Source organism: Methyloversatilis discipulorum (assembly GCF_000385375.1).
Lineage (GTDB): Bacteria > Pseudomonadota > Gammaproteobacteria > Burkholderiales > Rhodocyclaceae > Methyloversatilis > Methyloversatilis discipulorum_A.
Map to the genome: position 1 here is coordinate 2,813,233 of NZ_ARVV01000001.1, position 25,152 is coordinate 2,838,384.

Annotated in this window: 21 protein-coding genes; 7 read left to right on the plus strand and 14 right to left on the minus strand. The window is 68.1% G+C overall.

What is annotated here, in order from left to right:
- Window positions 1-15 precede the first annotated feature (15 nt).
- Entirely contained in the window at window positions 16-456 is a 441-nt protein-coding gene (locus METRZ18153_RS0113230) for a universal stress protein (RefSeq protein ID WP_020165171.1), read from the plus strand.
- Window positions 453-1,835 carry a sigma-54-dependent transcriptional regulator gene (locus tag METRZ18153_RS0113235; RefSeq protein WP_020165172.1) on the plus strand — a complete coding sequence of 461 codons (1,383 nt, stop codon included), beginning with the start codon at window positions 453-455 and terminating at the stop codon, window positions 1,833-1,835. Before METRZ18153_RS0113230 ends, METRZ18153_RS0113235 begins: the two co-directional genes overlap by 4 nt.
- A gap of 206 nt (window positions 1,836-2,041) precedes the next feature.
- On the opposite strand, the gene METRZ18153_RS0113240 is transcribed toward METRZ18153_RS0113235, so the two are convergent.
- From METRZ18153_RS0113240 to METRZ18153_RS0113285, 10 genes are all read right to left on the minus strand, one after another.
- Window positions 2,042-2,458 carry a GFA family protein gene (locus tag METRZ18153_RS0113240; RefSeq protein WP_029143761.1) on the minus strand — a complete coding sequence of 139 codons (417 nt, stop codon included), beginning with the start codon at window positions 2,456-2,458 and terminating at the stop codon, window positions 2,042-2,044.
- Between the two features lie 75 nt (window positions 2,459-2,533).
- The gene (locus tag METRZ18153_RS0113245; RefSeq protein ID WP_043364227.1) at window positions 2,534-3,241 is read right to left on the minus strand and encodes a (5-formylfuran-3-yl)methyl phosphate synthase; all 708 of its coding nucleotides are present in this window, start codon (window positions 3,239-3,241) and stop codon (window positions 2,534-2,536) included.
- A gap of 5 nt (window positions 3,242-3,246) precedes the next feature.
- Window positions 3,247-3,810 carry a DUF447 domain-containing protein gene (locus METRZ18153_RS0113250; RefSeq protein WP_020165175.1) on the minus strand — a complete coding sequence of 188 codons (564 nt, stop codon included), beginning with the start codon at window positions 3,808-3,810 and terminating at the stop codon, window positions 3,247-3,249.
- The gene (locus METRZ18153_RS0113255) at window positions 3,807-5,267 is read right to left on the minus strand and encodes a DUF6513 domain-containing protein (RefSeq protein ID WP_020165176.1); all 1,461 of its coding nucleotides are present in this window, start codon (window positions 5,265-5,267) and stop codon (window positions 3,807-3,809) included. The genes METRZ18153_RS0113250 and METRZ18153_RS0113255 overlap by 4 nt, the downstream gene beginning before the upstream one ends.
- Before the next feature lie 38 nt (window positions 5,268-5,305).
- Entirely contained in the window at window positions 5,306-5,893 is a 588-nt protein-coding gene (locus METRZ18153_RS0113260; RefSeq protein WP_019917657.1) for a flavoprotein, read from the minus strand.
- A complete protein-coding gene (locus METRZ18153_RS0113265) occupies window positions 5,883-7,859 on the minus strand; it encodes a sigma-54-dependent Fis family transcriptional regulator (RefSeq protein ID WP_020165177.1) in 1,977 nt (658 codons plus the stop codon). Before METRZ18153_RS0113265 ends, METRZ18153_RS0113260 begins: the two co-directional genes overlap by 11 nt.
- A gap of 433 nt (window positions 7,860-8,292) precedes the next feature.
- Window positions 8,293-9,096, minus strand: a complete 804-nt coding sequence (locus METRZ18153_RS0113270; protein WP_020165178.1) for an ankyrin repeat domain-containing protein — start codon at window positions 9,094-9,096, stop codon at window positions 8,293-8,295.
- Window positions 9,096-9,887 carry an XrtB/PEP-CTERM-associated transcriptional regulator EpsA gene (gene epsA / locus METRZ18153_RS0113275; protein WP_020165179.1) on the minus strand — a complete coding sequence of 264 codons (792 nt, stop codon included), beginning with the start codon at window positions 9,885-9,887 and terminating at the stop codon, window positions 9,096-9,098. Before epsA ends, METRZ18153_RS0113270 begins: the two co-directional genes overlap by 1 nt.
- 125 nt (window positions 9,888-10,012) lie before the next feature.
- Window positions 10,013-10,930 (minus strand): alpha/beta fold hydrolase, encoded by a 918-nt coding sequence (locus METRZ18153_RS0113280; RefSeq protein ID WP_020165180.1) that lies wholly within the window; start codon window positions 10,928-10,930, stop codon window positions 10,013-10,015.
- A gap of 143 nt (window positions 10,931-11,073) precedes the next feature.
- Entirely contained in the window at window positions 11,074-12,183 is a 1,110-nt protein-coding gene (locus tag METRZ18153_RS0113285) for a YVTN family beta-propeller repeat protein (RefSeq protein ID WP_020165181.1), read from the minus strand.
- A 228-nt stretch (window positions 12,184-12,411) separates the two neighbouring features.
- On the opposite strand from METRZ18153_RS0113285, the gene prfB reads away from it, so the two are divergent.
- From prfB to METRZ18153_RS0113310, 5 genes are all read left to right on the plus strand, one after another.
- Window positions 12,412-13,516 (plus strand): peptide chain release factor 2 gene (prfB, locus tag METRZ18153_RS0113290; protein WP_157257243.1). Its coding sequence is split into 2 segments (ribosomal slippage): window positions 12,412-12,492 and window positions 12,494-13,516, totalling 1,104 coding nucleotides; the frame shifts between segments, so codons are not numbered across the junction.
- Window positions 13,517-13,518: 2 nt separating this feature from the next.
- Complete coding sequence (locus METRZ18153_RS0113295; protein ID WP_020165183.1) at window positions 13,519-14,781, plus strand: hypothetical protein; 1,263 nt, start codon at window positions 13,519-13,521, stop codon at window positions 14,779-14,781.
- A complete protein-coding gene (locus METRZ18153_RS0113300; protein ID WP_020165184.1) occupies window positions 14,778-16,064 on the plus strand; it encodes a hypothetical protein in 1,287 nt (428 codons plus the stop codon). Before METRZ18153_RS0113295 ends, METRZ18153_RS0113300 begins: the two co-directional genes overlap by 4 nt.
- A gap of 16 nt (window positions 16,065-16,080) precedes the next feature.
- Entirely contained in the window at window positions 16,081-16,779 is a 699-nt protein-coding gene (locus tag METRZ18153_RS0113305; protein ID WP_020165185.1) for a hypothetical protein, read from the plus strand.
- Between the two features lie 53 nt (window positions 16,780-16,832).
- Entirely contained in the window at window positions 16,833-19,622 is a 2,790-nt protein-coding gene (locus METRZ18153_RS0113310; protein ID WP_020165186.1) for an AAA family ATPase, read from the plus strand.
- Between the two features lie 241 nt (window positions 19,623-19,863).
- Here METRZ18153_RS0113310 and METRZ18153_RS0113315 read toward each other — a convergent pair whose 3' ends face one another.
- The 4 genes from METRZ18153_RS0113315 to METRZ18153_RS0113330 all read right to left on the minus strand — a co-directional run bounded on the left by METRZ18153_RS0113315 (window position 19,864) and on the right by METRZ18153_RS0113330 (window position 24,942).
- Window positions 19,864-21,210: a replication-associated recombination protein A gene (locus METRZ18153_RS0113315; protein ID WP_020165187.1), complete on the minus strand. Its 1,347-nt coding sequence runs from the start codon at window positions 21,208-21,210 to the stop codon at window positions 19,864-19,866.
- Window positions 21,211-21,250: 40 nt separating this feature from the next.
- Window positions 21,251-21,892, minus strand: a complete 642-nt coding sequence (gene lolA, locus METRZ18153_RS0113320; RefSeq protein WP_029143764.1) for an outer membrane lipoprotein periplasmic chaperone LolA — start codon at window positions 21,890-21,892, stop codon at window positions 21,251-21,253.
- Window positions 21,889-24,120 (minus strand): DNA translocase FtsK, encoded by a 2,232-nt coding sequence (locus METRZ18153_RS0113325; protein ID WP_020165189.1) that lies wholly within the window; start codon window positions 24,118-24,120, stop codon window positions 21,889-21,891. Before METRZ18153_RS0113325 ends, lolA begins: the two co-directional genes overlap by 4 nt.
- A 198-nt stretch (window positions 24,121-24,318) precedes the next feature.
- Window positions 24,319-24,942 carry a Crp/Fnr family transcriptional regulator gene (locus METRZ18153_RS0113330; RefSeq protein WP_019917642.1) on the minus strand — a complete coding sequence of 208 codons (624 nt, stop codon included), beginning with the start codon at window positions 24,940-24,942 and terminating at the stop codon, window positions 24,319-24,321.
- Window positions 24,943-25,152 lie beyond the last annotated feature (210 nt).

The following is a 25,152-nucleotide window of genomic DNA, read 5'->3' on the forward strand; positions in this document are numbered from 1 at the left end:
AGCAGGAGAACGTTCATGTACAGCAAGGTATTGCTCGCCTACGACGGTTCCGAATCGGGTCGTCGCGCACTGCTCGAATGCGCCGACATCAACGACCTGCTGCACGCCGAAATCCATCTGCTGGCCGTCGCGCCGATCGCCGCAACGCTGTTCGTCGCTGAAGGCTTCGTCGCTGACGTGCCGCAGGAGGAAGAGAACGAGCGCTTCGCCGAGGTGCTGAAGGAAGGTCTGGACCAGCTGAAGGCGCGCGGCGTCACTGCTGAAGGTCATCTTGTCACCGGCGACGCCGTGCGTGAGATCAGCCGCCTCGCGCACGAACTGCACGTCGATCTGATCGTGATCGGCCACACCCACCATGCCTCGCGACTGGAGCGCTGGTGGAAGGGCTCGGTCGGCGCCTCGCTGGTCGAGGAAGCGCCGTGCAACATCCTCATCGTGGTACAGCCATCGGCATGAACGCCGCGCGCGCGCCCTCGGCCGCCGCCCGCGACGGCGAGCGCGACTGGCAGCAGTATTCGGTGCTGGTCGTCGACGACGAAGAGGGCATGCGCAGTTTCATCAGCCGCGCACTCGGCTCGCGCTGCGGGCTGGTCGAGACGGCGGGCAGTGTCGAGCACGCGCAGCAGCTGTTCGCGCGGCTGCACTTCGACCTCATCATCCTCGACATTTCGCTGCCGGGGCGCAGCGGCCTGGAGTGGCTCAACGAACTGCGCGAGCAGGGCCAGCAGTGCGATGTCATCCTGATCACCGCCTTCGCCGACATCGAAACCGCGATCAACGCGCTGCGCGCAGGCGCCTCGGATTTCATCCTCAAGCCCTTCCGCATCGACCAGATGATGAATGCAGTGGACCGCTGTTTCGACCGCGCCGGCCTGCTGCGCGAGAACTATGTGCTGAGACGTGAGATCGCGCGCCAGACCGAGGGCGTCGAGGGCATGGTGGGCGAATCGCAGCCGGTACGTGAGCTGGCCAGCGTGCTGCGCCGCGCCGCCGCGATGCCGAGCACCGTGCTGCTGACCGGCGAGTCCGGTGTCGGCAAGGAAGTGGCCGCACGCGCGCTGCACCAGATGAGCCCGCGCGCGGCCGCGCCCTTCGTGCCGGTCAATTGCGGCGCGATCAGCGCCGAGCTGATCGAGTCGGAACTGTTCGGCCACGTGAAGGGTGCTTTCACCGGCGCGCAGGACAACAACCCGGGCCTGCTGTTCTACGCCCAGGGCGGCACGCTCTTCCTCGACGAGATATCCGAACTGCCGGCGGCGATGCAGACCAAGCTGCTGCGTGTGCTCGAAGACCGCATGATCCGGCCGGTCGGTTCTTCACGCGAAGTGCCGGTGGACATCCGCGTCGTCGCGGCCACCAACCGCGATCTGGCAACCGAAGTGCGCGCCGGCCGCTTCCGCCAGGACCTGTTCTACCGGCTCGACGTCGTGCGCATCACCATCCCGCCGCTGCGCGAGCGGCGCGAGGACGTGAAACTGCTGGTCGCCCATTTCATGGCCCAGCTGTCGTCACGGCTGGGCGTGGCCCCCATCCCGCTGGACCGCGACACCATCGCCCGCATGGCGACGCACGACTGGCCGGGCAATATCCGCGAACTGCGCAACCTGGTCGAACGCGCCCTCATCCTCGGCTATTTCCCCACAGACGCCTTCGGCACCCTCACTCCGCCCCGTTCGGCCGAGCCAAGCGCGGCGCTGGAAGACGTCGAGCGCAAGCACATCCTCGACGTGCTGGCTGCCTGCGGCGGCAACAAATCCGAAGCCGCCCGCCAGCTCGGCGTATCCCGCAAAACCATAGAACGCAAATGCGCGCAGTGGGGCCTCGCCGGGGTTTAGCGACGCACTGCGTCGCTCCGGCGACACGGGTCGGCCATGCAGGGCCGACCTCCCACATAAAGGATAGAGGCGACGCATGCGTCGCCCCTGCGAGACGGGCCGGCTGTGCAAAGCCGACCTCCCACCTAAGGGGCTTAGCGACGCGCACCCCGCCCGACGTCGACCGCGAGCCCGACCGTCGCACCTCCTCCCCCGGTGTTCCAGGATCAGGACTTCGCGTCCTCCGGCGGAAAACCGTACTGTTCGACCACCTGCTGCTCGGTGAGCATCGGCGTCTCGTTCGCGAACGCGTAGTAGTCGGGCTTCCGATCGACGTAGATCTGGCTCGTCATCACCATGTCGTTCGACTCGAAGGTTCCGGCCGGAATGAAGTACTCGCCGGTGGCGAGAAGGCGGTAATACAGGTGAGTCCCGCACTGACTGCAGAAAGCGCGCTCGGCCCATCCGGAAGACGCATAGACGGTGATGCGCTCGGCGCCGGTAAAGCTCACGCTGGTTCCGCAATGCGTTGCCAGCAACGGGCCGCCGCCCCATCGGCGGCAGAAGCCGCAGTGGCATACCCCGATGTCCTTCGCATCCGGCGCGCTGAATCGTACCGCGCCGCAAAGACAATGACCTTCCATTTCCGCCTCCTCTCGTCATCGGTCCTGAACCGCAGGCGATGGGCGGATGCCGGAGCCTGCTCCGGCTACGACAGCTCAGGCGGCAAGGTGTTGCGCGGCCTGCACAGCGCCGCGCACGCGACGGACCGCGTCGGCCCCGAGCGCGTGTGCCCTCGCCTGCCCGGCGCACAGTGCTCCGCGAAAGCCGAGATAGTCCGGCGCGAGCCGCGCCAGCGGCGCGATGTGGCCCTCGCGCAGCGAACCGGCCAGCCCGCACAGCAGCCCACGGGCACGCGCGCCTCCGACAAAAGAGGCCAACCAGTCGTCAGTGGCGACGTCGGGCAGGCTGTGGCCGGTCTTCAGCGCAGTGTCGACCATGACGCCGTCGAAGCCGGCCTCGGCCACCGCATCGACCAGATCGAGCGGCGGCGCGAGATCGGCGAACATGACCGCGATGCGCCGCACACCGTTCAGCGGGACCAAGCCGCCAAGGCAGGCGCGTACCGCCGCGTAGTCGCGGCCGCCCTGCTGCCAAGCTGCCGGAAACAGCCCCGCCTTGACGTAATCGACGCCGGTCGCGGCGATGCTCTGCATCGCGGCCTGTACGGCCTCCGCATCCGGTTCGATGTTGCCGGCGGTGGCGCTGGTCAGCGTGCGGCCGGCGACGAAGCCAACGACTTCGCTGATCACTTCGGGCGGCAGTGCGCCGAGCGCGCCGTCGGCCGGCTGCTTCAGGTCTATCAGGTCGACCCCGGCATCGAACACGATGCGCGCCTCGTCGAGGTCGCGCACGCTGGCCAGCATGCGGATCACGCCTGCGCTCCGGCGCGGTGCGCGGCGATGCGTTCGATCAGCCAGCCCCAGGCTTCGAGTTCGGCCGGGCCCGCGGTCTTGTCGATGGCGATCTGGAGGTAGACCAGTTCGGCGTCGATCTTGTCGATCGGCAGCATGTGCAGACGGCTCACCAGGATGGCCGCCTCGATCACGGCGGAACGCGCGCGGTTGAAGCCGGGGAAGGCACCATGGCTTTCCTCGTGCACGGTGCGACAGAACAGGCGCGGGCGCACCTCGTCCTCCTCGACCTCGACCAGTTCGAGTTCGCGGTGAGCCAGCGTATTCACGAGGCGGGCACAGCCTATCTTCTCGGCCGCCTGCACCGGCCAGTCGCGGCGGCCCGTCAGCGCGCCGGCGAACACGCGTACGTCATCGGTGAAGTTCACCACCGCAATGCGCGTGGCCAGCACATTGTCCAGCGTGCCCGACGGACGGAAGGGCGCGAGCACGGTCAGCCCGCGTTCCTCGCGCACGCCCAGCGGCGTGATGTGGGTGCGGCCCTGCACGTCCACGGTGGTCAGTATGGTTTCCCAGATCATGCTTGGTCCTGTGTGTCGTCGGCCGGCGGCGGCGCGTCCGTCTGCCTACGCTTCGTCTTGCGCTGCAGCGTGGTGCCGGGCGCGCAGTGCGCCATCAGATCCTGCTCCTTCTTCTCGACCGCGGCGCCCCACTGCAGTTCTTCGTCCTGCGCATAACGGCGGCCGAGCTGCCAGGCGATCTGCGCGCGCGCCAGTTCGACGCCGAGGTAGAAGGCGTGTGCGCCGTCCTCGGCGACATTGAGCCCGGGGTAGAGCGCGAACGGATCGGTATGCACCTGCAGGCCGTCGCGGTTGTAGATGTGTATGCCCTGCTCGCTCACCTGGATGCGGAAGTTCGGGTCGCGCACGGTGGCGGCGATCTCGGCGATCTCCTGCGGTGTATCAGGAAAGGGGCGGCGCTGATGGGTGGTCATCAGGTCGTCGGAATAGTCGCGCGGCAGCGCGTTGTCTTCGCGCGCGGCGAACATGACGCGCCGTGCGATGTCCGCTTCCTTCACGGCCCGGCGGGCGTGCGGGCTCACTTCGGTGGCCAGCACGGCACCGATGCGCAGCTCGGAAATGATGCCGAACAGCAGCGCGTTGATGCCGCTGGTGTCGGCGTCGGTCAGTTCGGTCAGGTTGCCCACGCCCATCATGACCGGAATGTCCGGGTGGCTGCGCCGCAGTTCGTGGTAGCGCACGATGGACGCGGTGAAGCCGAAGTGTATGGGCTCGACGATGGGGTCGGCGTAGAAGGGCAGACCGCGCGCAGTCATGATGTCCACCGCCTCGCGCAGCGAATCGAGGTCGCCCGGCGTGTCCGGTATCAGCACCGGAATGGCATCGACCTCGTCGGCCACCCACAGCGTGCTCTTCTTCAGGCTCAGCAGGTAGTCGGCACCCGCGTAGGCGCCGCGCAGCAGGTCGTCGGTGTTGAGCGAATCGATGCTCACCTGGAAGCCCTCGGCCTTCAGCGCGCGGATGCAGTCCTCCAGGTGCGGGAAGGGCGTGTCCGGCAGGCAACCGATGTCGATCACGTCGGCGCCATCACGGCGGTAGCGGCGCGCGGTGGCGAGCACGGTGTCGATGTCGACCTGCGGCGCATCGACGATTTCGGCGAAGATGAGCACGTCGTGCTGTGTGAGTTCGCGCTTCTTCGCCTTGCGGCCGAAGTGCTGCGGCAGGTCCTTCACTTCGTCCGGTCCGCGCTGCACCGGAATGCCGAAGTGCTGCGACAGCGCGTCGAGATCGCCGCGGCAGCGGCCGGGCACGATGATGCGATCGGCATCGACCGGCACCGGCACGCGGCGGCGGATCAGCTCGGCCGTCATCAGCCCGGCCACGTTGATGCCGACGTCGAGCACGCGCGCCTCGAAAGGCAGCGGCTGCATGTCATCGAGGATGCGCTGCAGGCTCTTCAGCGCCAGATGCCCGGTCAGGAAGAGGATGCGTTCGGCGCGGACGTCTTGTTCAGGCATGCCGGAGTTCGTCGCTCATCGGATCGTCGATCGCGCGATCAACGACCGACGGCCGCAAGTCTCTGCCTGAGCGCGCTCTGCAGTTCCTCGACGCTCTTCACCACGGTGACGCCTTCGAAACCGGCCAGGCGCCCGGTGTGTTCGAGATCGATCGAGCGCGGGTACAGCGTCACCCATTCGCTCGGCGATTCGGTGATCACCACCGGTTCGTTGTCGCAGGCAAACACGATGATGGGAATGCGCAGCTTGCCGGCCTGGGCGAAGATGTTGGTGACCAGCGTGTCGGAAATGCCGAGCGCGCACTTGGCCACCGTGTTCGAGGTCGCCGGGGCGATCACCACGGTGTGGTACTGCCCCTGGTAGAACAGCCCGACCGGCGCCGCGCTCGCCGTGCTGTCGCGGAAGATGCGGTAACGCTTCTTCATGTCGGCCAGCGGGTAGCCATACATGTTCAGCACTTCCTCGCCGGCACGCGACATGAACAGGTCGATGCGGTCGAGCGTGTCGGCGAACTCCAGCGACTCCTTCAGGAAGTGGCCGGAACCGGTCAGCCCCCAGGCGATGCGCGCATCCGGCAGGACCTCGGCTTCGTCCGGGATGTCATTCAGACGCGGATCAGTAGCCATCGCCGGCCTGCGTGTCGGTGTCGATGTCCAGACGTTTCATCTTTCGATAGACGGTATTGCGGCTGACGCCCAGTTCGCGCGCCAGCCCGGCGATGTTCCAGCGGTGGCGACGCAGCTCCGACAGCAGCGCGTCGCGCTCGGCCGACTGCAGCGGATTGAGATTGCTCGGCGTCGAATGCACGGGCTCGCCCGCCGTGTCGGTCGGGTGGGCGGCCGGTGCGACGGCGGGCATCGGTTCCGGCGCATCCATCAGTTCAGGCGGCATGTCGCGCAGCGTGATTTCCGGGCCGTCACACAACGCGACCAGCGTGCGCAGCACGTAGCGCATCTGGCGGATGTTGCCCGGCCAGCGGAAGCGGTCCAGCACCTGCATGGCGGCCTGACCCAGCCGTATCGGCGGGTGGCGGCCGGCGCTTTCCTCGGTCAGGCAGCGCTCGATCAGCGCGCGGCGGTCGGTGCGGTCGCGCAGCGCGGGTAGCGTCACTTCCATGCCGCGCAGCCGGTAGTAGAGGTCTTCGCGGAAGCTGCCCTCGCGCACCATGGCGCGCAGATCGCGGTGCGTCGCGCACACCAGCTGCAGATCGACCGGCACCGCGTTCTCGCCACCCAGCGGCGTCACCTTGCGCTCTTCCAGCACGCGCAGCAGGCGTGCCTGCAGCTGCAGCGGCATGTCGCCGATCTCGTCGAGGAAGAGCGTGCCGCCGTCGGCCTGCAGCACCTTGCCGCGACGGCCGTCGCGATTGGCGCCGGTGAAGGCGCCCTGCTTGTAGCCGAACAGTTCGGATTCGATCAGCGCTTCCGGCAGCGACGCGCAGTTGATGGCGACGAAAGGCCCGCGCGCCCGCTGGCTCGACGCGTGGAAAGCGCGTGCGAACACTTCCTTGCCGGTGCCGGTTTCGCCGGAAATGAGCAGTGGAATGTCGCGATCGAGGATGCGCATCGCGCTGTGCACATTGCCGGCCATGCGCAGGTCGCCGAGATCGAGCTCGGCCAGTGCCTGCGCGGCCGATGCCGAATCGGTGCCGCGGGTACCAGCCTGGGCGCGGTTGCGTGCCGGCTGCTGCGCCAGCAGGTGCCAGGTCTGGTGCTGCGGCATCGACAGCGTCAGCGGATGGAAGCCGGAGCGGAAGGTGCGCGACAGCAGCTCCGGCAGCGACTGGCCGAAGAACTCGGTCACTTCACGCCCGAGCAGCGCCTCGCCTTCGGGCGACAGCAGTTCGAAGGCGGTGTGGTTGGCTTCGATCACTTCGCCTTCCGGCGTCAGCGCCAGCATGCCGTCGACCGCGGTCAGCACGCGACCTGCGTGGGCGTGGAAGCGGATGATGTAGTCGGTGGCGTGGCGCGCGCGGAAAGCGCGGTGCTCGATCACGCGGGCCGAGCGCTCGACCAGTGCGCGCAGCGCCCGGGCGCCGCCCGGCGCCAGCGAGCAGACCGCCAGCACGGCGGCGACTTCGCCTACGCCGTCGTAGATCGGCGCGGCGGCGCACACCATGTCGGTATGGCGGGCGAAGAAGTGTTCCTCACGCGAAATGACCAGCGAGTGGCGTTCGGCCAGAACGGTGCCGATGCCGTTGGTGCCCTGGATGTCCTCGCTCCAGCGCGCGCCCTCGACCAGGCCGCGCAGCGAAGCTTCGCGCGCGAAACCGGGGTGGCGCACGATGCTGACGATGACGCCTTCGGCATCGGCCAGCACCAGCGCGGAATTGGGATCGTCGAGCTGGCGGTGCAGCGTCTGCATCTCCGGCACGGCGCTGTCCATCACCTCGCCAAGCTTGTCACCGCGCTCGCGCCAGGCCTGCGGCGCCAGCGGCGGCGGCGCGTCTTCGGCGGCCGGATCGAGGCCCAGTTCATGGAAGCAGCGCAGCCACGACCGGGCCACCAGTTCATGGCCGGACGGGCGCTGCGGGCGGCTGATGATGGCGTGCACCGAACGGACGTGTTCAGCCACCTGATTGGATGACACCATGTATTCGAACCTTGGGAACCGGTAGCGGCGGACGCGGGAAAAAGCGCTCAATGGTACCACCCGCCCCGGAAGCCCCGCCAGCCAAGGCCGGGCGGCCGACATGCGCGACCTGTGCCCGTTGTGGCGCGCCGGTGTCGCGAAAGGCGGGCACTGTGCTCCGCCACCCGACACGTGCAGCGGTCGTGCGATGTCAGCGCATCGTGCAGACTGTGATGCCCTGCCAGCGAACTGACGTCCGCAGCGGCATGTATCGAAGCCGGCGGACAGCGACGGCCGCGTCGCGGCCATGGCCGCTCCCACAAGGGAGGCGCCCGACCCGCAGCCGAAGTCAGGGCCGGGGTCCTGTGGGAGGGGTCTTCTGACCCCGACAGCCGCCTGAATCGAAGCCGGCGAACTGCAGCGACCGCGTCGCGGCCATGGCCGCCCCCACAGTTCAGTCGTAAATCTCGGTCGACATCGCGCCGGGGTCGGCGCCCGAGGCCAGCAGGTGGGCCACCGCCAGGCGCTGTTTGCGGAACACCGCCCAGTACAGCGCGTTGAAGCCGGCCCGGTCCGGCAGATTGGGGTCGAAGCCGGCAGCGAGCAACTGGTCGAGCACGCGCACATGACCCAGCGAGGCGGCCAGCGACAACGCATGCCGGCCCAGTTCGCGCTCATAGACCAGCCAGTCCGGACGCGCGCGCACCAGTTCGGCCACCACCTCGGCGCGATCCAGCATCACCGCATCTATCATCGGCACGTGCCCATTCGCGCTCTTCGCGTCAACGTCGGCACCGGCGCGCAACAGCAGCGCGACCACCTTGTAATGGCCGGCCAGCGCGGCGGCACCAAGCGGCGTGAAACCCGACGCGCCCTTGCGGTCGACATGTGCGCCGGCGGCCAGCAGTGCGCGCACCGTTTCGGTCTCGCCGGCAGCGGCGGCACGCGCCAGCACGCTGTCGCCCCACACGTCGCGCACGTTGGCGGCGGCGCCGGACTTGAGCAGCCGGTTGACGGCCGCCCAGTCGCCACGGCGGGCTGCCGACAGCATCGCGTAGTCGGCACTGCGGTAGTCGCGCGGGCCAGCGTCGTCGCCAGTGCGACGCATGTCGGCGTACTCGATCGGTGTGGTGGGTATCGCCGCGCGCGGGCGTGCCGGTTCGGCGATCACGCCCTGCCACTCCGGCGGCAGTTCCTGTGCGCCGACGGCTCCAGCGCATGCCAGCAGCGCGCAGGCTGCGATCTTCCGCGTGTTCATCATGTCTCTCCCGCCAGATCCCGGCCCGCTTCGTGCGCACGCAGCGCCGCCAGTCGCGCCACGGCCTGCGCGCGATTGGTCACGTCGAGCTTGCGCAGGATCTTCTGGATGTGGTTCTTCACGGTGAGCGGGCTGATGTCGAGGATCTGCCCGATCTCATGGTTGGTCTTGCCCTCGCGTACCCAGTCGAGCACCTGCAGTTCGCGCGCGCTCAGCGTCAGCGGCGAGCTGTAGCGGCCGTTCGCGCGCTCGGCGCCCTCGCGCCGCTCGAATTCGGTGATGCGCAGCAGCGCCAGATGCAGGTTGGGCATCAGCAGTTCGATGCGGCGGGCGTCCTGATCGGTCGGTGCGTCGGGCATGCCGAGCAGCGCGAAGAAGGTCGATTGCTCGCCGCGCGCCTCGCGGCAACCGTGCGCCAACGCGTGCTGCAGCCCGAGTGTGCGCAGCGCGGCAGCGCCGCTGCGGCCGCGCACGCCACCGCCGTAGGCCAAGGGCTCGCGTGCGCCGGCGCGCCAGTCGTCGAGCAGGCGCGCCATCAGCCCGGAGGCCGGATCGATCAGCCTGGATTCATACTCCGGCGACAGCACCGAGCGCGAGAACACCGAGGCGCGATAGTCACCGCGTTCGATGTCGCCGCAGGCGCAGAGCAGCGTTTCGTGCGGCAGGAAGGTCTGCAGCGAACCCTGCGCCCAGAGAAAGAACTGGAAGCGCTTGACGACCCGGATCGAGGTTTCGATCGTAAACAGCAATAGCTGCACGTCGATCTGATCCTGCGCGAGCGGATCTGTCATGTAGAAACCGGGATGGAAGCAGCGTGTAGCCGTCGTTCGAATGAAGCCTGTCCGATGCCGCAACAGACGCGCCGGCCGTTGCAACACTTTGCAACAACCGGCGCGAATTCTTGCAGCCGAATGTTTCAGCGGGGTGACGACGGCGCCGGCGCGCGTGTCAGCGGCATCTGCACTTCCTGTTCGTGGCGCCAGCGCCGGGCCAACAGCGCGGCAAGAATTTCGCTCCAGCGGCTGAATACGAAGAAGTGCCCCTCGCCCGCCAGCAGCCGCACGCTGGCCTGCGGAAACAGGAAGGCGAGCCGGCTGGCGCAGTCGGCCGGCACGATGGCATCGTCGCAGCCCTGCACGATCTCGACCGTGCCCGGATAGTCCTGCAGCGTGAGCTGCCAGTCGGAGGCGGCAATCGCCAGATCGCGGACGATGGCCGCCGCGCCCTGGCGGGCAGCGCTCGGCAGATCGTCGAAGAACATGTCGTGGATGTCCGCGCGCGCCAGCTCGGCGCGGTCGGCCTCGCCAACCAGCCGGCACATCGCCGACAGGTAGGTCCTGGGCCACAGCGCGGCAACGACGGCAAGCGGCTCGATCAGCAGCCTGGCGAGGCGGGGCGTGCGCACCGCGAGGCGGACCATCACCGCCTCGAAAGGATGCAGTTTCAGCGCATCCGCCGACGCGCCATAGCCAGGCGCCACGCCGCTGACCAGCACCAGTCGCGACACCCGTTCGCCGAACTCCGCCACCAGTGCGCAGGCGAATGGCGCACCGCCGGACACGCCGCCGACCGCGAAATCGCCCAGCTTCAGATGATCGACCAGCGCGCCGACGTCCTGTCGCCATTGCGCCAGCCCCCAGCCGGGCGCGCCATCGGACAGGCCGTAGCCGGCACGGTCGGGCACGATGAGGCGCGCGTGCCGCTCGCTGGTGAGCGCATCGAAGGGCGGCACCTGCCGGCGCGATCCCGGAACGCCGTGGCACAGGATGACCGGATAGCCGAACGGATCACCGTACTCGGCCCAGGCCAGTCGCCGCCGGTCCGGCAGAAACATGCTGCGCTCGTCCACGCAGGCACCATGACATGAAGATTGACATGGGCAGTCTGCGCGCGGCGTATTTCAGCTTCGGGACAATGCAGCGCAAAAAAAGAACCCGCCTTGCGGCGGGCCCAGGACAACGAAACGAACGAAGCGGATCAGTTCTGGTCGAGGCTGCCCATCGCGCGCGGGTAGGTGACGACGCCCCAGGGCAGCTTCTTGTCCTCGATCTTGCCGGTGACTTCGAGCTTCTCTGCATCGATGATCACCACGGCGTCCGAACGGCCGCAGGCCACGAGGATCTGCTTCTCGTCCGGCGTGAAGGTGAAGTGCCAGCAGCGCTCAGCGTTCAGCGGAACATCCTTGATCTTGGCGAAGGTTTTCGCGTCGAAAACTTCGAGCGCCTTGGCGCGCGCGGTGGCGACGAACAGGCGCTCGCCCTTGGCGTCGAAAGCCACGCCGTAAGGCGTCTGGCCGGTGGCGACCGTCTTGACCGGGTTCAGCTTGTCGTCGAGCACCAGGAAGTTGTTGCCGAACTCGAGCGTCGCGATGAAGGTCTTGCCGTCCGGCGACAGCTTGATGCCGCGCGGGCGGGCGCCGTGCTTCTCGACATCGACCTTCTTCAGCAGCTTGCCGGTCTTGATGTCGTGCAGCGTCAGCGTGTTGTCGGCCTCGTTGGTCACCACCAGGCGCTTGCCGTCGGCGGTGAATTCGATGCCTTCGGTTTCCGGGCCGCCGACGATGTTGCGGATCACCTTGCCCTTCTTCAGGTCGATCACCGCGACCTTGGCCGGCTCCTTGTCATCGTCGTCATCGTCGTCGTGACCGTGGCCGCCTTCCTTGCCGCCTTCCTTCTTGTCGTCATCCTTCTTTTCCGCGCCCGGCTTGGGCGGAGGGCCCAGCTTAGACGTCGGCTCGAAGGACACGAAGGCCATGTTGCCGCGCACCCGCACGAATTCCGGGTTCTTGCCTATCTTGACCCGCTTGGTCACCTTGCCGCTGGCGGTGTCGATCAGTGCGATGTCGCCGGTTTCGCGCACGGCGACCACCAGCGTCTTGCCGTCGTCGGTGACGCCCAGGCCGCGCGGCACCTTGCCGCCCACCTCGTACTCGCCGGTGACTTCCATCTTCGCCAGATCGATGATGGAAATGCCGCCGTCCTGATTGCTCACGTAGGCGGTGCCGGCAGCCTGCACCAGACCGGCGCCTGCCATCATCGAGAACAGCGCAGCCGGGATCAGGCCGCGCATCGCGGATTTGAGCTTCATGGGGAATCCTCCGTCGTTTTCTTGTCGTGTGCCGAACCGGCAGCGTCGCGCAGTATAGAGAGCGGGATGCGCCATCAGGTTCAGGATTTCCGTGAATTGGCCACTGTCGCGGCACGGGAAATCCTCCCTCACAAGGTGTCGCAGGCGCCCGATCCGGACAAGGGAAAACATCCCGGCCGCCTGCAACGGTAGAATGTCGGGTTTTACGCAATTCGGCCGGTACCTATCATGGAAGCAGAACGCCTCAACGCCATCGCCAATCACCTGACCGACCTGCAATCGCGGGCCGGCGAACTGCGGAGGTATCTTTGACTACGATGCCAAGGCATCGCGGCTCGAAGAAGTAGAACGCGCGCTCGAAGACCCGACGGTCTGGAACGACACCGCGCGCGCTCAGGAACTGGGCAAGGAAAAGCACGGACTGGAAGCGGTCGTGCGCACGCTGGAATCGATCGACGCCCGGCTGGCCGACACGCGTGACCTGTTCGAACTCGCCCGCGAGGAAGCGGACGAGGACACCGTGGTCGCCATCGAGGCGGACAAGGAAAAGATCGAAGCCGACGTCGCCGGCCTCGAGTTCCGCCGCATGTTCAACAACCCGCAGGACCCGAGCAACTGCTTCCTGGAAATCCAGGCCGGCGCCGGCGGCACCGAAGCGCAGGACTGGGCGTCGATGCTGCTGCGCATGTACGTGAAGTACTGCGAACGCAAGGGTTTCGGCGTCGAGGTGCTGGAAGAGTCCGAGGGCGAAGTCGCCGGCATCAAGAGTGCGACGCTGAAGATCAGCGCCGAGTACGCCTACGGCACGCTGCGCACCGAAACCGGCATCCACCGGCTGGTGCGCAAGAGCCCCTTCGATTCCGGTGCGCGCCGCCACACCAGCTTTTCCAGCGTGTTCGTCTATCCGGAAGTCGATGATTCGATCGAGGTCGACATCAACCCGGCCGACCTGCGCGTCGACACCTTCCGCGCCTCCGGCGCCGGCGGCCAGCACATCAACAAGACCGACTCCGCCATCCGCATCACGCACGTGCCGACCGGCATCGTCGTGCAGTGCCAGAACGACCGCTCGCAGCACAAGAACCGCGCCGAAGCGATGGCCATGCTGAAGTCACGTCTGTACGAAGCCGAACTGCGCAAGCGCCAGGCGGCACAGCAGGCGCTGGAAGACACCAAGAGCGACATCGGCTGGGGTCATCAGATCCGTTCCTATGTGCTGGACCAGAGCCGCATCAAGGACCTGCGTACCAATCACGAAGTCGGCAACACGCAGTCGGTGCTCGACGGCGATCTCGACGGCTTCATCCAGGCCAGCCTGAAACAGGGCGTCTGACGGTGCGTTTCCTGCTGCGCGCCGTGGTGTTCGGCGTCGCGCTGAGCATCGTCGCCCTGTTGCTTGCCCTGTGGGCGGCGCTCGACAGCGCACCGTCGATCACCGATGCGCAGGCGGTCATCTCCGCCCGCTCGGCTGAGCGCGCCGCCAAGCGGCTGGGCCAACTCGACCCGCGCCGGCTGCGCGACGGCGAGCGCCGCAGCATCGTGCTGGCGACCGACGAAGTGCAGGCCCTGCTGCAGATCGCGGCCAAGCGGCTGCCACACACGCGGGCGCAGGCGGTCAGCGTAGACGGCCAGATGAATCTGCGCACCGCCACCGCCCTGCCCGGCTCGCTCTGGCTCAACATCGACGCGCCGGTCGTCATCGCTGACGGCGAGCCGCGGCTGGACGGACTGCAGATCGGCAGCCTGTCGCTGCCGGCCCCGATCGCGCGCAAGGCCTTCGCAGCCGCCCTGCCCTGGCTGCTGCGCCAGTTTGGCTATGGCGGCGATCCGGCACTGCTGTCCGAGGTCGTGCACGGTGCACGGATCTCGCGCGATGGCCTGCGCATCGACTACGCGCTGAGCAGGCAGGTGGCCGCCGAGGGCATGCGCGCGCTGCTGCCGGCCGGCGAAGCGGAACGGCTGGCCGCCTATCACGCCGAGTTGCGCACGGCCGTACTCGCGCTGCGCGAGGGCGGCGCAGCGCGCGAGGCCGACAGCCTGCCGCCGGTGCTGCAGCGACTGTTCGCGCTGGCACAGACGCGCGGCGGTGACACGGTCGCCGAACAACGCTCGGCCCTGCTCGCTCTGGCGCTGCACGTGAATGGCCGCTCGCCGGCCATGCTGGTGCCCGCCGCCGCCGACTGGCCGCCGGTTCCGCGTCAGGTGCTGACGCTGCATGGCCGAGAGGACCTGACGCAGCACTTCGTCGGCTCCGCACTGATCGCCGCCCACGCCGGCGCGCAGTGGGCGAACGCCATCGGCCTGTCGAAGGAGGTGCGCGACGCGCGCAGCGGCAGCGGCTTCTCCTTCACCGATCTGCTGGCCGACCGCGCCGGTACCCGGCTGGGCGAGCGCATCGCCGCCGGCGACGACGCAGTGAGCCGCGTACTTGGTGGCGATCCGGCGACCGAAGACCTGCTGCCGTCGATCGCCGGCCTCGCCGAATTCATGCCGGAAGCGGTGTTCCTGCGCCGCTTCGGCGGTGTCGGCGCGCCCGCCTACAACGCGGTGCTGGCCGACATCGACGCGCGCATCGCCGCACTGGAGCTGTACAAGTGAGCATCGACAACGCCGCCGCTCTCACCGATTTCCTCGCTCCAGGCGTCGATGCCGACGAGGTGCCCGAACTCGACCGCCTGCTGCGCGCGCGCCCGATGCTGGCCGCCTTCACCACGCTGTTCCACGGCTCCGAAGCCGAAGTGCTGATGCGCGTGATGGTGCTCGGCGAAATCGGCCGCACCGCCGACATGCCGCGCTGGTCGCCGGACGCGCTGCGCGCGCGCTTCGCCTTCATCGACCCGGTCAAGCTGGAAACGGTGCTGCGCCGGCTGCGCGACCACGCGCTGCTGCTGATCGCCGACGGTCAGTACCTGCTGTCCGACATCGGCCGCAACGCCTGTGCCGCGCTCACCATGCTGCTCGAACTGTCGGGCGACGAGGACGTCGAGCTGGGCTTCCTGACTGCCCAGCTGGCGGGTCTGCAGGCGGTCGATGGCGATACTGGCGAAGCGCTGCAGCAGCTGCTGGGCAAGTTGAACGACCTCACGCTGCACTTCGAGGACGCCATCGCCTCCGGTTCCGAATTCCGCATCCTGTCGGCGCGCCGCAGGCTGGCCGCCAACGCGCGCTGGCTGGACCGCGGCACGCTGCTGCTGCGCGAACTGCTGGCCGACGAAGACATTCCGTTCGAGCGCGCCAGTCTGGCGCAGCGCATCGGTCTGGCGCAGTCGCGGCTGGCGCGCGTCGATGCGTCCTTCCAGCGCGCGCTGAACAAGATCGAGTCGCAGCGCGTGACGCTGGGCGGCTCCGGCATATCGTCGTCCGACGTGGCCAGCTGGCTGCGCGGGCTGGACGCCGCTGCACTGGCCGGTCTGTGCGCCGACGCGCTGACGCCCTGCCCCGACCTCACGCTGCTGGCCGGCGGCCACGAACTGCTGGACCGCGCGGAGCCGGCCGCCGCCAACGAACCGGTGCCCGAAGCCGGCGCGTCCGCGCTGCCGGCGCCGGACGAAGCGCCGGTCGCACCGGCGCCGCAGATGGAAGACCTGCGCCTGCTCGAACTGTTCGGCCAGCGCATCGAACGGCTGAGCGCGCCGTCTTCGCTGGCCGACGTGATACCCGGCGGCAGCTTCGCCCAGGCCTCCTACCGCATGTCGCTGCTGGCGCTGCTGCGCGACAGCGACGCCGACGGCATGCGCGAAGCCGGCGAAGGCCCTATCGCCGACTTCCTGCGCATGCCGGTGGACGTGCGCTTCAGCGAGGACATCCAGCCAGTCGACGACGACAACGTCGCCGCCATCACGGTCGGCGAAGTCACGCCGCGGATGGCGAACCAACCCTGACCCGACGCGAGTGACGATGGAAACAGAACTGCGCACCCTCACCGCCCGCCTGCTGGCGCACCGCTCGATCCCGCGCTCCGACGTGCTGGCGCGACGCGCGCTGGTCGACGACAGCTTCCGCCACGCGCTGGACAACCGGCTGGCCACGGTCGGCCTGCAGCTGCTCGACAACCCCTATGCCGCGCACATCGCGGTCGGACTGTCCGAGGACATGCGCGAGCCGGTATTCGGTCAGGGCCGCGAGTACGCGGCGTCCAACGTCGGGCTGACGCGCGACGAACTGGCCTGGCTGATGGTGATCTGGGCGCTCATCGTGCTGCCCAAGCGCGAGCGTCAGGTGAACCGCCGCAGCCTGCAGGACGACGGGCAGGACGACATGTTCGGCGCCGAAACGCCGGTCGAGCACGGCGAGACCGTATCGGGCGCGCTGTCCGAAGCGTCGCTGGCGGCCGACTTCGGCAACCGCCTCGGCGGCAAGACCAAGCTCAATTTCGCGCTCGGCAAGCTGGCCCGCCTCGGTTTCATCGAGCGGCGCGGCGGCCAGGTGCTCGAAGGCCCGCTGCTCGACGTGCTGCTCGACTACCGCATCCTGGCCGACCGCGTCATCCACGGCACGCTGGCCGACGTGCTGGCCGAGGCCGGTCATCGCCTTCCGGCGGCCAACGCCTTCGAACTGGCGCAGGACGCGCAGGCCGACGAGGACGGCGAAGAATGATGACGCCGACCACGTTCCGACGACACCTTCACTCGCGCTGACGATCCACGACCATGTTCCACATCAAGCAACTCGAACTGGTGCACTGGGATTTCTGGCGCCGCTTCACGCTGCCGCTCGACGCCCAGATCATCACCATCGTCGGCCCCAACGGCTCCGGCAAGACCACGCTGCTCGACGCACTGCGCACGCTGTTCGCGCTGCGCTGCTCCGGCAAGCGAGACTTCCGCCGCTACGTCCGCCGCGCCGACCGCGACTTCGCCTGGATACGCGCCGTGGTCGCCAATGTGCCGGGCGGCACCGGCAAGCGGCCCTTCTTCCCCTGCATCCACGACGAGGTGACGCTGGCCTGCCGCATCAAGCGCGCCGGCGGCGACTGGACGCGCGACTACGCCATCGTCGACGGCAATGTGGCGATCGAACAGCTGGAAGCCGGCAGCGACTGGGCCGGCCTGCGCGACTACCAGAACCGCCTCGCCTGGGGTGGCCTGACGCCGGCCATTGCCAAGGTGCTGTCGCTCGAACAGGGCGACACCGACAAGCTGTGCGAGTACTCGCCACGTGCCCTGCTCGACCTGGTGTTCGACGTGTTCGGCGACAAGGAGGTGCTGGACAACTACCAGGCCGCGCGCGAAGAACAGAAGAGCGCCGAGCGTGAACTGGAGAGCATCGGCCTCGATCTCGACCGCCTGCGCACCCAGGCCGAAGCCAAGCGCATGGAAGCCGACAACTACCTCGAATGGAAACAGCATTCGGACGAGGCGCACGCGCTGGAGGCGGAAATCGTGCCGCGGTTGGAAGTGGCCGAACTGAGTCGCGACATCGAGGGCGAACGCAGCGGGCTGACGCGGCTGCGCGAAGATCTGCGTCGCCTGAAGGTCGAGCACGACGCGGTGTCGGCGCGGCTGGAATCGGTAAAGGGCGAGCGCGACACCGCAAAGTCGGCGCTGGATGCCGCACGCGCCGCCGAGAAGGCCACCGAGACCGAACAGCTGGCCGCGCACGACGCGCTGCGCGACATCGAGCGCCTGCTCGACGAGGAGCGCAAGCTGCGCGAACGCGTCGCCAGCGAACACGGCGCCGATGCACTGGCGCTGGAAGCCGAACACGCCGAGGCGGAATCGACCGCTGCCCGGCTGGCCGCCGACGAGCGCGCACTGGTGCTGCGCTTCGAGGAAAAGACCGAGGCGCTGCGCGCCGCGCGCGAACGCCGCGGCGCACCGAGCGACCGCGAAGTCAGCGAATTCCGCGCCGGGCTGGACGAAGCCGGCATCGCGCACAGCGCGCTGTCCGACGTGGTCGAGGTGACCGACACCGCCTGGCAGGCCGCGCTCGAAGCGGTGCTGCGGCCCTACCGCCATCTCATCCTGCTGGAGCGCGAGGACGACCGCCATGCAGCGTGGGCGCTGGGCGAACGCGCGCGCTTCCGCCACTTCATCGTCGCCGAACGCGAAAGCGCAGCCGCGCCGCGTGCCGGTTCGCTGGCCGAAGTCGTGCGCTTCGCCGCGCCGGTACCGCGCTGGCTGTGCGACCTGCTGAACCGCATGCAGCGCGTCGACGACGCCGAGGCGGCGCGCACTCTGCCGCGCGACGCCGAATGGATCACCCGCGACGGCTATCACAAGGAACGCCGCGGCGCCCGCCACCTTGGCCGGCCCGCCGAATTCCACTTCGGCGAACTGGCGCGCCAGGCGCGCATCGCCCAGCTCGGCGCCGACATCGCCGCGCTCGACAACCAGCGGCGCGAACTCAGTCCGCAGCTCGACGCCGCGCGCGAACGGCTGAAGGCACTGCGCGCCCGCCTGCTCGGTCTACAGTCGGCCACGCTGCTGGCCGAACGCAGCGCCGAATTTGCCGCCGCTGCGCAGGCACAGCCGGCCGCGCGCGAACGCAGCGCAGCCGCCGAAGCAGCGCGCGATGCCGCCCGCCGCGAGGTCGAACGGCTGAACGAGAACCTGCGCGGCATCGAGGTCGAATCCGACCGCCGCCGCCGCGAGATCGACGACACCGGTCGCCGCCTGCGCGAACTGACGCAGGAGTCGGCACCGCGTCGCAACGAGCAGGCGCGCCGCCTGCTGCAGCTGCGCGCGCGCCGCCGCGGCATGCCGGCACACTGGCTGGATCCGCAGGAACTGGCGCAGCTGGCCGAACGTTACGGAGACGCCCGCGCGGCACGGCGCGAACTGGGCCGCCTGCGCGAGCTGCTGGCGCGCGGCGACTGGATCACCGACCCGTCGGCACTTACCTTGCGCGAGCGCCTGCGCGACGATCTGGCAAAGCGCGAACAGGACTACGCCGCCCGCCAGGGCTACTGCGCCACCGCGCGCCGCCTGACCGACGACGCGCGCTCGGCCTACATCGCCAAGCTGCGCGCCACCGTGCGCCAGTATGCGAAGAACCTGCGCGCGCTCGGCGACCTGGCCGGCGTCGGCGTCGACTGCCCGACGCCGCATCTCGACAACGACGACCTGTCGCTGGCCCAGGCCGGACTGGACGTGAGCTTCGACTTCGACCGCAAGGGCGCGGTCGGTCTCAACGACGGCGAAGCCTCGGGCGGCCAGCAGGTGATGAAGTCGCTGATCCTGCTGATCGCGCTGCTGATGGACGACACCCGACCGGGTGGCTTCGTGTTCATCGACGAACCCTTCGCCCACCTCGACGTCGCCAACATCGACCGCGTCGGCCGTTTCCTCGGTGCGACGCGGGCGCAGTACCTGATCACCACCCCGGTCACCCACAACGCCAACGTATTCGCGCCGGCCCAGCTCACGCTGGTCACCAGCAAGAAAGCGCCGGGCGAAGGCTGGGCACCGCCGATCGGCGTGCTGAAGCGGGCGAAATAGCGCGCAACCGCCGCTGTCGGGGTCAGAAGACCCCTCCCACAGAAGCCCGGCTTCGGCATTGGATCGGGCGCTATCCCTGTGGGAGCGGCCTTGGCCGCGACGGGGCTGCTGCGGTCCGCCGTCTTCGATACAGGCTGCTGTCGGGGTCAGAAGACCCCTCCCACAGAAACCCGGCTTCGGCATTCGATCGGGCGCTATCCCTGTGGGAGCGGCCTTGGCCGCGACGGGGCAGGCGTCTCGATCAGTCCCCGCGCGCCTTGCGGTCCTGCTCGCGCAGCCAGTTCAGCTTTTCGGCGATCTTGGCTTCCATGCCGCGGTCGGTCGGCTGGTACCACTGCACGTCCTTCATGCCGTCCGGCAGGTAGCGCTCGCCGGCCGCGTAGCCGCCCTCTTCGTCGTGCGCGTAGCGGTACTCGGCGCCGAAGCCCATGTTCTTCATCAGCTTGGTCGGCGCGTTGCGCAGATGCAGCGGTACCGGCCGCGAACCATCCTCGGCGACGAAGCGGCGTGCCGCGTTGTAGGCCATGTACACGGCATTCGACTTGGCGGCGCAGGCGAGGAAGATGACGGCCTGTGCCAGCGCCAGCTCGCCTTCGGGCGAACCGAGGCGCTCGTAGGTCTGGCAGGCCTGCAGCGAAATTTCGAGCGCGCGCGGATCGGCGAGACCGATGTCCTCGACCGCCATGCGCACGATGCGCCGGCCCAGGTAGAGCGGATCGGCGCCGCCGTCGAGCATGCGCACGAACCAGTACAGCGCCGCGTCCGGATTGGAACCGCGCACCGACTTGTGCAGCGCCGATATCTGGTCGTAATAGGCGTCACCGCCCTTGTCGAAGCGGCGCAAGTTGCGCGACAGCGTGCTGTCAACGAAGGCCGCGGTGACCGGATCGACCTTGGCCGTACGCGCGGCCGTACCCAGCTGTTCGAGCAGGTTCAGCAGCTTGCGCGCGTCGCCGTCGGCGAAGCCGATCAGCCGCGTGCGCGCGTCCTCGTCGAAGTTCAGGCCGCCGAGTGCCGCTTCACGCGCGCGTTCGAACAGCGTCACCATTTCGTCCTCGGTCAGGCTCTGCAGCACATAGACCGAAGCGCGCGACAGCAACGCGGAATTGACCTCGAAACTCGGGTTCTCGGTGGTGGCGCCGATGAAGGTGACGACACCCGATTCGACGTAGGGCAGGAAGGCGTCCTGCTGCGCCTTGTTGAAGCGGTGCACCTCGTCGACGAAGAGAATGGTGCGCCGCCCGGTGTTGGCGGCCACCGTCTCGGCGCGCTGCATCGCCTCGCGGATGTCCTTCACGCCGGAGAACACCGCCGACAGCGCAGTGAATTCGGCGTCGAAGGCGTTGGCCATCAGCCGCGCCAGCGTGGTCTTGCCGACGCCGGGCGGGCCCCACAGGATCATCGAGTGCGGGATGCCGGATTCGAAAGCCAGACGCAGCGGCTTGCCCGGGCCGAGCAGGTGCTGCTGGCCGATCACCTCGTCCGGCGTTCTCGGGCGCAGCAGTTCGGCCAGCGGCGCGTTGGCCGAGGCACGGGCCTCGGTCGCGGCAGAGGCAGCGCGCGCGGGTGGCGCCGGCTCGTCCGGCATGCCGAAAAGGTCAGTCACTGCGAATCGCCCACGCCCGGTTTCACTTCTTCGCGTCGTCGCTGATGACGTCTGCACCGGCCGGCGGCGTGAAGCGGAACTGCGCCGGATCGATGGCCGGGTTGCGCTCGAAGGAGGTGAAGCGCAGCTTCGTCGTCTGACCGAAGCTGTCGCGCAACACCATGCCGCGCAGCAGACCGTCCTTGAAGCCGATGCGCACCGCCTCGAAACCGCCCTCGTTCGCCTTCGGCTTCGCGTCGACCCAGTCTAGGCCGTCCTCGCTGCCGCCTTCGCTGAGGTCGAAGTTCTTTTCCAGTTCGTTGCGGCCGGCCAGCAGTGCGGCGGGCGTGGACGCCAGCGCGTCGCCCAGCGTCTTCACCGTCACCTGGTTCAGGTCGCGGTCGTGCACCCACAGCTTTTCGCCGTCGCCGACCAGCAGCTGGTAGTAAGGCCTGTCATAGGTCCAGCGGAACTTGCCCGGACGCGAGAAAGCCATCGTGCCGCTGGCGTTCTGCGGCTTGCGGCCGGACTTGGCCGTGACCTGCTGGTCGAAGGTGGCGCGGCCGGACTGCGTGGATTCGACGAAGGTGCGCAGCTGGTCGATCGCGCCGGCGGCAAAGGCCGACAGCGGCAGCGCCAGCGCGACGGCGGCGATGCAGCCGCGGAAGCTTGAAGTCATGGTCATTCCTCGCGGGCGGGTGCGAGCACTTCGCGCCCGCCGGTTGCGTTCATCGGAGACACCAGACCCGACCGTTCCATCTGTTCGATCAGCCGCGCCGCACGGTTGTAGCCGATGCGCAGATGGCGCTGCACCAGCGAAATCGACGGTCGCCGGGTCTTCAGAACCACTTCGACCGCCTGGTCGTACAAAGGGTCCGACTCGCCGTCGGCGCCACCACCGCCTGCGCCGTCGAGCGACAGTTCGCCGCCCTCGTCGTCACCGCTGCCGCTGAGGATGCCTTCGACGTAGTCCGGCGCGCCGGTGGTCTTCAGGTGCTCGACCACCTTGTGCACTTCGCCGTCGGCGACGAAGGCGCCGTGCACGCGCGTCGGCACGCCGGTGCCCGGTGCGAGGTAGAGCATGTCGCCCTGCCCCAGCAGCGCCTCGGCGCCCATCTGGTCGAGGATGGTGCGCGAATCGATCTTGCTCGACACCTGGAAGGCGATGCGCGTCGGTACATTAGCCTTGATCAGGCCGGTGATCACATCGACCGACGGCCGCTGCGTCGCCAGGATCAGGTGGATGCCCGCCGCGCGCGCCTTCTGTGCCAGCCGTGCGATCAGTTCCTCGATCTTCTTGCCGGCCACCATCATCAGGTCGGCCAGTTCGTCGATCACGACGACGATCATCGGCATCGTGGACAACGGTTCCGGCGTTTCCGGCGTGATCGAGAACGGATTGGTCAGCGGCGTGCCGGCCTTCTCCGCGTCGGCGATCTTGCTGTTGTAGCCGGCGAGGTTGCGCACGCCCATCGCCGACATCAGCTTGTAGCGGCGGTCCATCTCGCCGACACACCAGTTCAGCGCGTTCGCGGCGTGCCGCATGTCGGTCACCACCGGCGCCAGCAGGTGCGGAATGCCCTCATAGACCGACAGTTCCAGCATCTTCGGGTCGACCATGATGAGCCGCACCTTGCTCGGATCCGCCTTGTACAGCAGCGACAGGATCATTGCATTGATCGCCACCGACTTGCCTGAACCAGTGGTACCGGCGACCAGCACGTGCGGCATGCGCGCGAGGTCGGCCACCATGGGCTGACCGCCGATGTCCTTGCCCAGCGCCATGGTCAGCGGGCTGGCCATGTCGTGATAGACCGCCGACCCGAGGATTTCCGACAGTCGCACGATCTGCCGCCGGGTGTTCGGGATTTCCAGGCCCATGCAGCTCTTGCCCGGGATCGTCTCGACCACGCGGATGCTCATGACCGACAGCGCGCGCGCCAGGTCCTTCACCAGATTGACGATCTGGCTGCCCTTGACGCCGGTCGCCGGTTCGATTTCGTAGCGCGTGATGACCGGGCCCGGATAGGCGGCCAGCACCTTCACCTCGACGTTGAAGTCGGCCAGCTTGCGTTCGATCTGGCGCGAAATGAGTTCCAGCGATTCCGGGCTGGGCGGGTCGATGTCGGCCTTGGCTTCGTCGAGCAGCGCCAGCGGCGGCAGCGAACCCGGCAGGTCGGCGAACAGCGTCTGCTGCCGCTCCTTCTCGACCCGCTCCGACTTCTGCACTTCGACCTCGGGCACCTCGATGCGCACCGGTTCGCGCCGGCGCGTCGGCTTGCGTCGCTCGGCTTCGACCACCGCTTCGCGCTGCTCCGCCACCTGCTGGCCGACGCGACGGTCACGCCAGCGCGCCCAGGCATTCAGGCTGGCGAACCACGCCAGTTCGAGCGCGCGGCCGACCGTTTCGGCGGCGCGCAGCCAGGTCACGCCGGTCATCGCGCTGAGGCCGACGCCCAGTGTCACCAGCAGCAGCAGCGTGCCGCCGGTGAAACCGAAAGCGCCGGCGATCAGCCGTCCAAGTTCGATGCCGACCATGCCGCCGGGCCCGACCGGCAGTTCGGCACCCATGCTGTGGAAGCGGATGGCTTCGAGCGCGCAGCTCGCCAGCAGCACCAGCAGGAAGCCGCCGAGCGCGACGAACAGCGGCCGCCTGTCCTCGCGGCGGTCGGCGCTGCGCGACAGCCAGACGCAGCCGCCAACCAGCATGACGACCCACCACCAGGCCGACAGGCCGAACAGGAACAGTGCAAGGTCGGACAGCCAGGCGCCGAAGCGGCCGCCCGGATTGTGCAGCTGCTCGACCACCGAGGCGTGCGACCAGCCCGGATCGGCGCGGTCGTAACCGCCGAGCACCATGACGAGGTAGAGCGCGATCGCGGCCAGCACGAGCCAGCGTGCTTCGTGCAGCACGGCGGCGATGCGTTCGGGAAGGGGAAGTTGCTGAGCGTCTTTCGCCACGGGGAAACGGTGCGGTGCCGGGAAAAACAAAGCGGGATTATATAAGCGGATGACGATGTCAGCCGGCGCGCAGGCGGACGGCCTGCAAAAGCATACGGGCCGCATCTGCGGCCCGTATGCTCAATCGTCTGCAGCCACCGGCTGCGGGAATCAGACGGTTTCGAGCCGCTCGCGCAGCAGGATCTTGCCGTTGGTTTCCTCGATCAGGCCCTGCAGGTGCAGGTCCTTCATTACGCGCGACACCATTTCGCGCGACGCGCCGATCATCTTGGCGATGTCCTGCTTCGAAATCTTGCGGTTCACCACCTTCTCGCCATTCACGTCGTCCGCCATTTCGAGCAGCAGGCGTGCAACGCGGCCATAGACGTCCATCAGCGCCAGGCTTTCGATCTTGCGGTCGGCGGTGCGCAGACGGGCCACCAGATTGCGCATGATGAACATCGACACTTCGAAGTTCTCCTGCAGCACGCGCTTGAAATCGCTCTTGGCGATCACGATGAGGTCGCTCGGCACCACGGTCACCACGGTGGCGGAACGCGGATTGTCGTCGAGCACCCCCATTTCGCCGAACAGTTCGCCCGGGCCCAGCATCGACAGGATGACCTCGCGGCCCTCCTCGTCGCTGACCAGCACCTTGAGACTGCCGGAAAGCACCAGATATACGAAATCCGTCTTGTCACCGGCACGCACGACTATCGAGCCGCGCGGCACACGCCGCATGTTCGCGACCTTGGCAACCGGTTCGAGGCTGCTGTCGGGCAGACCGCTGAACATCGAAAACGTCCGCAGAGCGGTAATTGAAACGGGGTGAGCCGTTACCATCAAAAGACCTCCTGATACGGGCATGCCGGACGGGGGGACAGGCTGCGCCGCTTTGAATGGATCGTCGCGCCTGTGGTCATTGCCGAAGTCGCGCCGCTGCGACCGTTTGGCCATTCTGAGCCACAAACACTGAAGCGGCCCTGATTATAGGTAGTTTTTCAC

What these genes read in the sequence shown, in the direction of transcription:
- METRZ18153_RS0113230 (WP_020165171.1), top strand. Translation starts at nt 16, where the DNA reads ATGTACAGCAAGGTATTGCTCGCCTACGACGGTTCCGAATCGGGTCGT.
- METRZ18153_RS0113235 (WP_020165172.1), top strand. Translation starts at nt 453, where the DNA reads ATGAACGCCGCGCGCGCGCCCTCGGCCGCCGCCCGCGACGGCGAGCGC.
- METRZ18153_RS0113240 (WP_029143761.1), bottom strand. Translation starts at nt 2,458, where the DNA reads ATGGAAGGTCATTGTCTTTGCGGCGCGGTACGATTCAGCGCGCCGGAT.
- METRZ18153_RS0113245 (WP_043364227.1), bottom strand. Translation starts at nt 3,241, where the DNA reads ATGCTGGCCAGCGTGCGCGACCTCGACGAGGCGCGCATCGTGTTCGAT.
- METRZ18153_RS0113250 (WP_020165175.1), bottom strand. Translation starts at nt 3,810, where the DNA reads ATGATCTGGGAAACCATACTGACCACCGTGGACGTGCAGGGCCGCACC.
- METRZ18153_RS0113255 (WP_020165176.1), bottom strand. Translation starts at nt 5,267, where the DNA reads ATGCCTGAACAAGACGTCCGCGCCGAACGCATCCTCTTCCTGACCGGG.
- METRZ18153_RS0113260 (WP_019917657.1), bottom strand. Translation starts at nt 5,893, where the DNA reads ATGGCTACTGATCCGCGTCTGAATGACATCCCGGACGAAGCCGAGGTC.
- METRZ18153_RS0113265 (WP_020165177.1), bottom strand. Translation starts at nt 7,859, where the DNA reads ATGGTGTCATCCAATCAGGTGGCTGAACACGTCCGTTCGGTGCACGCC.
- METRZ18153_RS0113270 (WP_020165178.1), bottom strand. Translation starts at nt 9,096, where the DNA reads ATGAACACGCGGAAGATCGCAGCCTGCGCGCTGCTGGCATGCGCTGGA.
- epsA (WP_020165179.1), bottom strand. Translation starts at nt 9,887, where the DNA reads ATGACAGATCCGCTCGCGCAGGATCAGATCGACGTGCAGCTATTGCTG.
- METRZ18153_RS0113280 (WP_020165180.1), bottom strand. Translation starts at nt 10,930, where the DNA reads ATGTTTCTGCCGGACCGGCGGCGACTGGCCTGGGCCGAGTACGGTGAT.
- METRZ18153_RS0113285 (WP_020165181.1), bottom strand. Translation starts at nt 12,183, where the DNA reads ATGAAGCTCAAATCCGCGATGCGCGGCCTGATCCCGGCTGCGCTGTTC.
- METRZ18153_RS0113305 (WP_020165185.1), top strand. Translation starts at nt 16,081, where the DNA reads ATGGAAACAGAACTGCGCACCCTCACCGCCCGCCTGCTGGCGCACCGC.
- METRZ18153_RS0113310 (WP_020165186.1), top strand. Translation starts at nt 16,833, where the DNA reads ATGTTCCACATCAAGCAACTCGAACTGGTGCACTGGGATTTCTGGCGC.
- METRZ18153_RS0113315 (WP_020165187.1), bottom strand. Translation starts at nt 21,210, where the DNA reads ATGCCGGACGAGCCGGCGCCACCCGCGCGCGCTGCCTCTGCCGCGACC.
- lolA (WP_029143764.1), bottom strand. Translation starts at nt 21,892, where the DNA reads ATGACCATGACTTCAAGCTTCCGCGGCTGCATCGCCGCCGTCGCGCTG.
- METRZ18153_RS0113330 (WP_019917642.1), bottom strand. Translation starts at nt 24,942, where the DNA reads ATGTTCAGCGGTCTGCCCGACAGCAGCCTCGAACCGGTTGCCAAGGTC.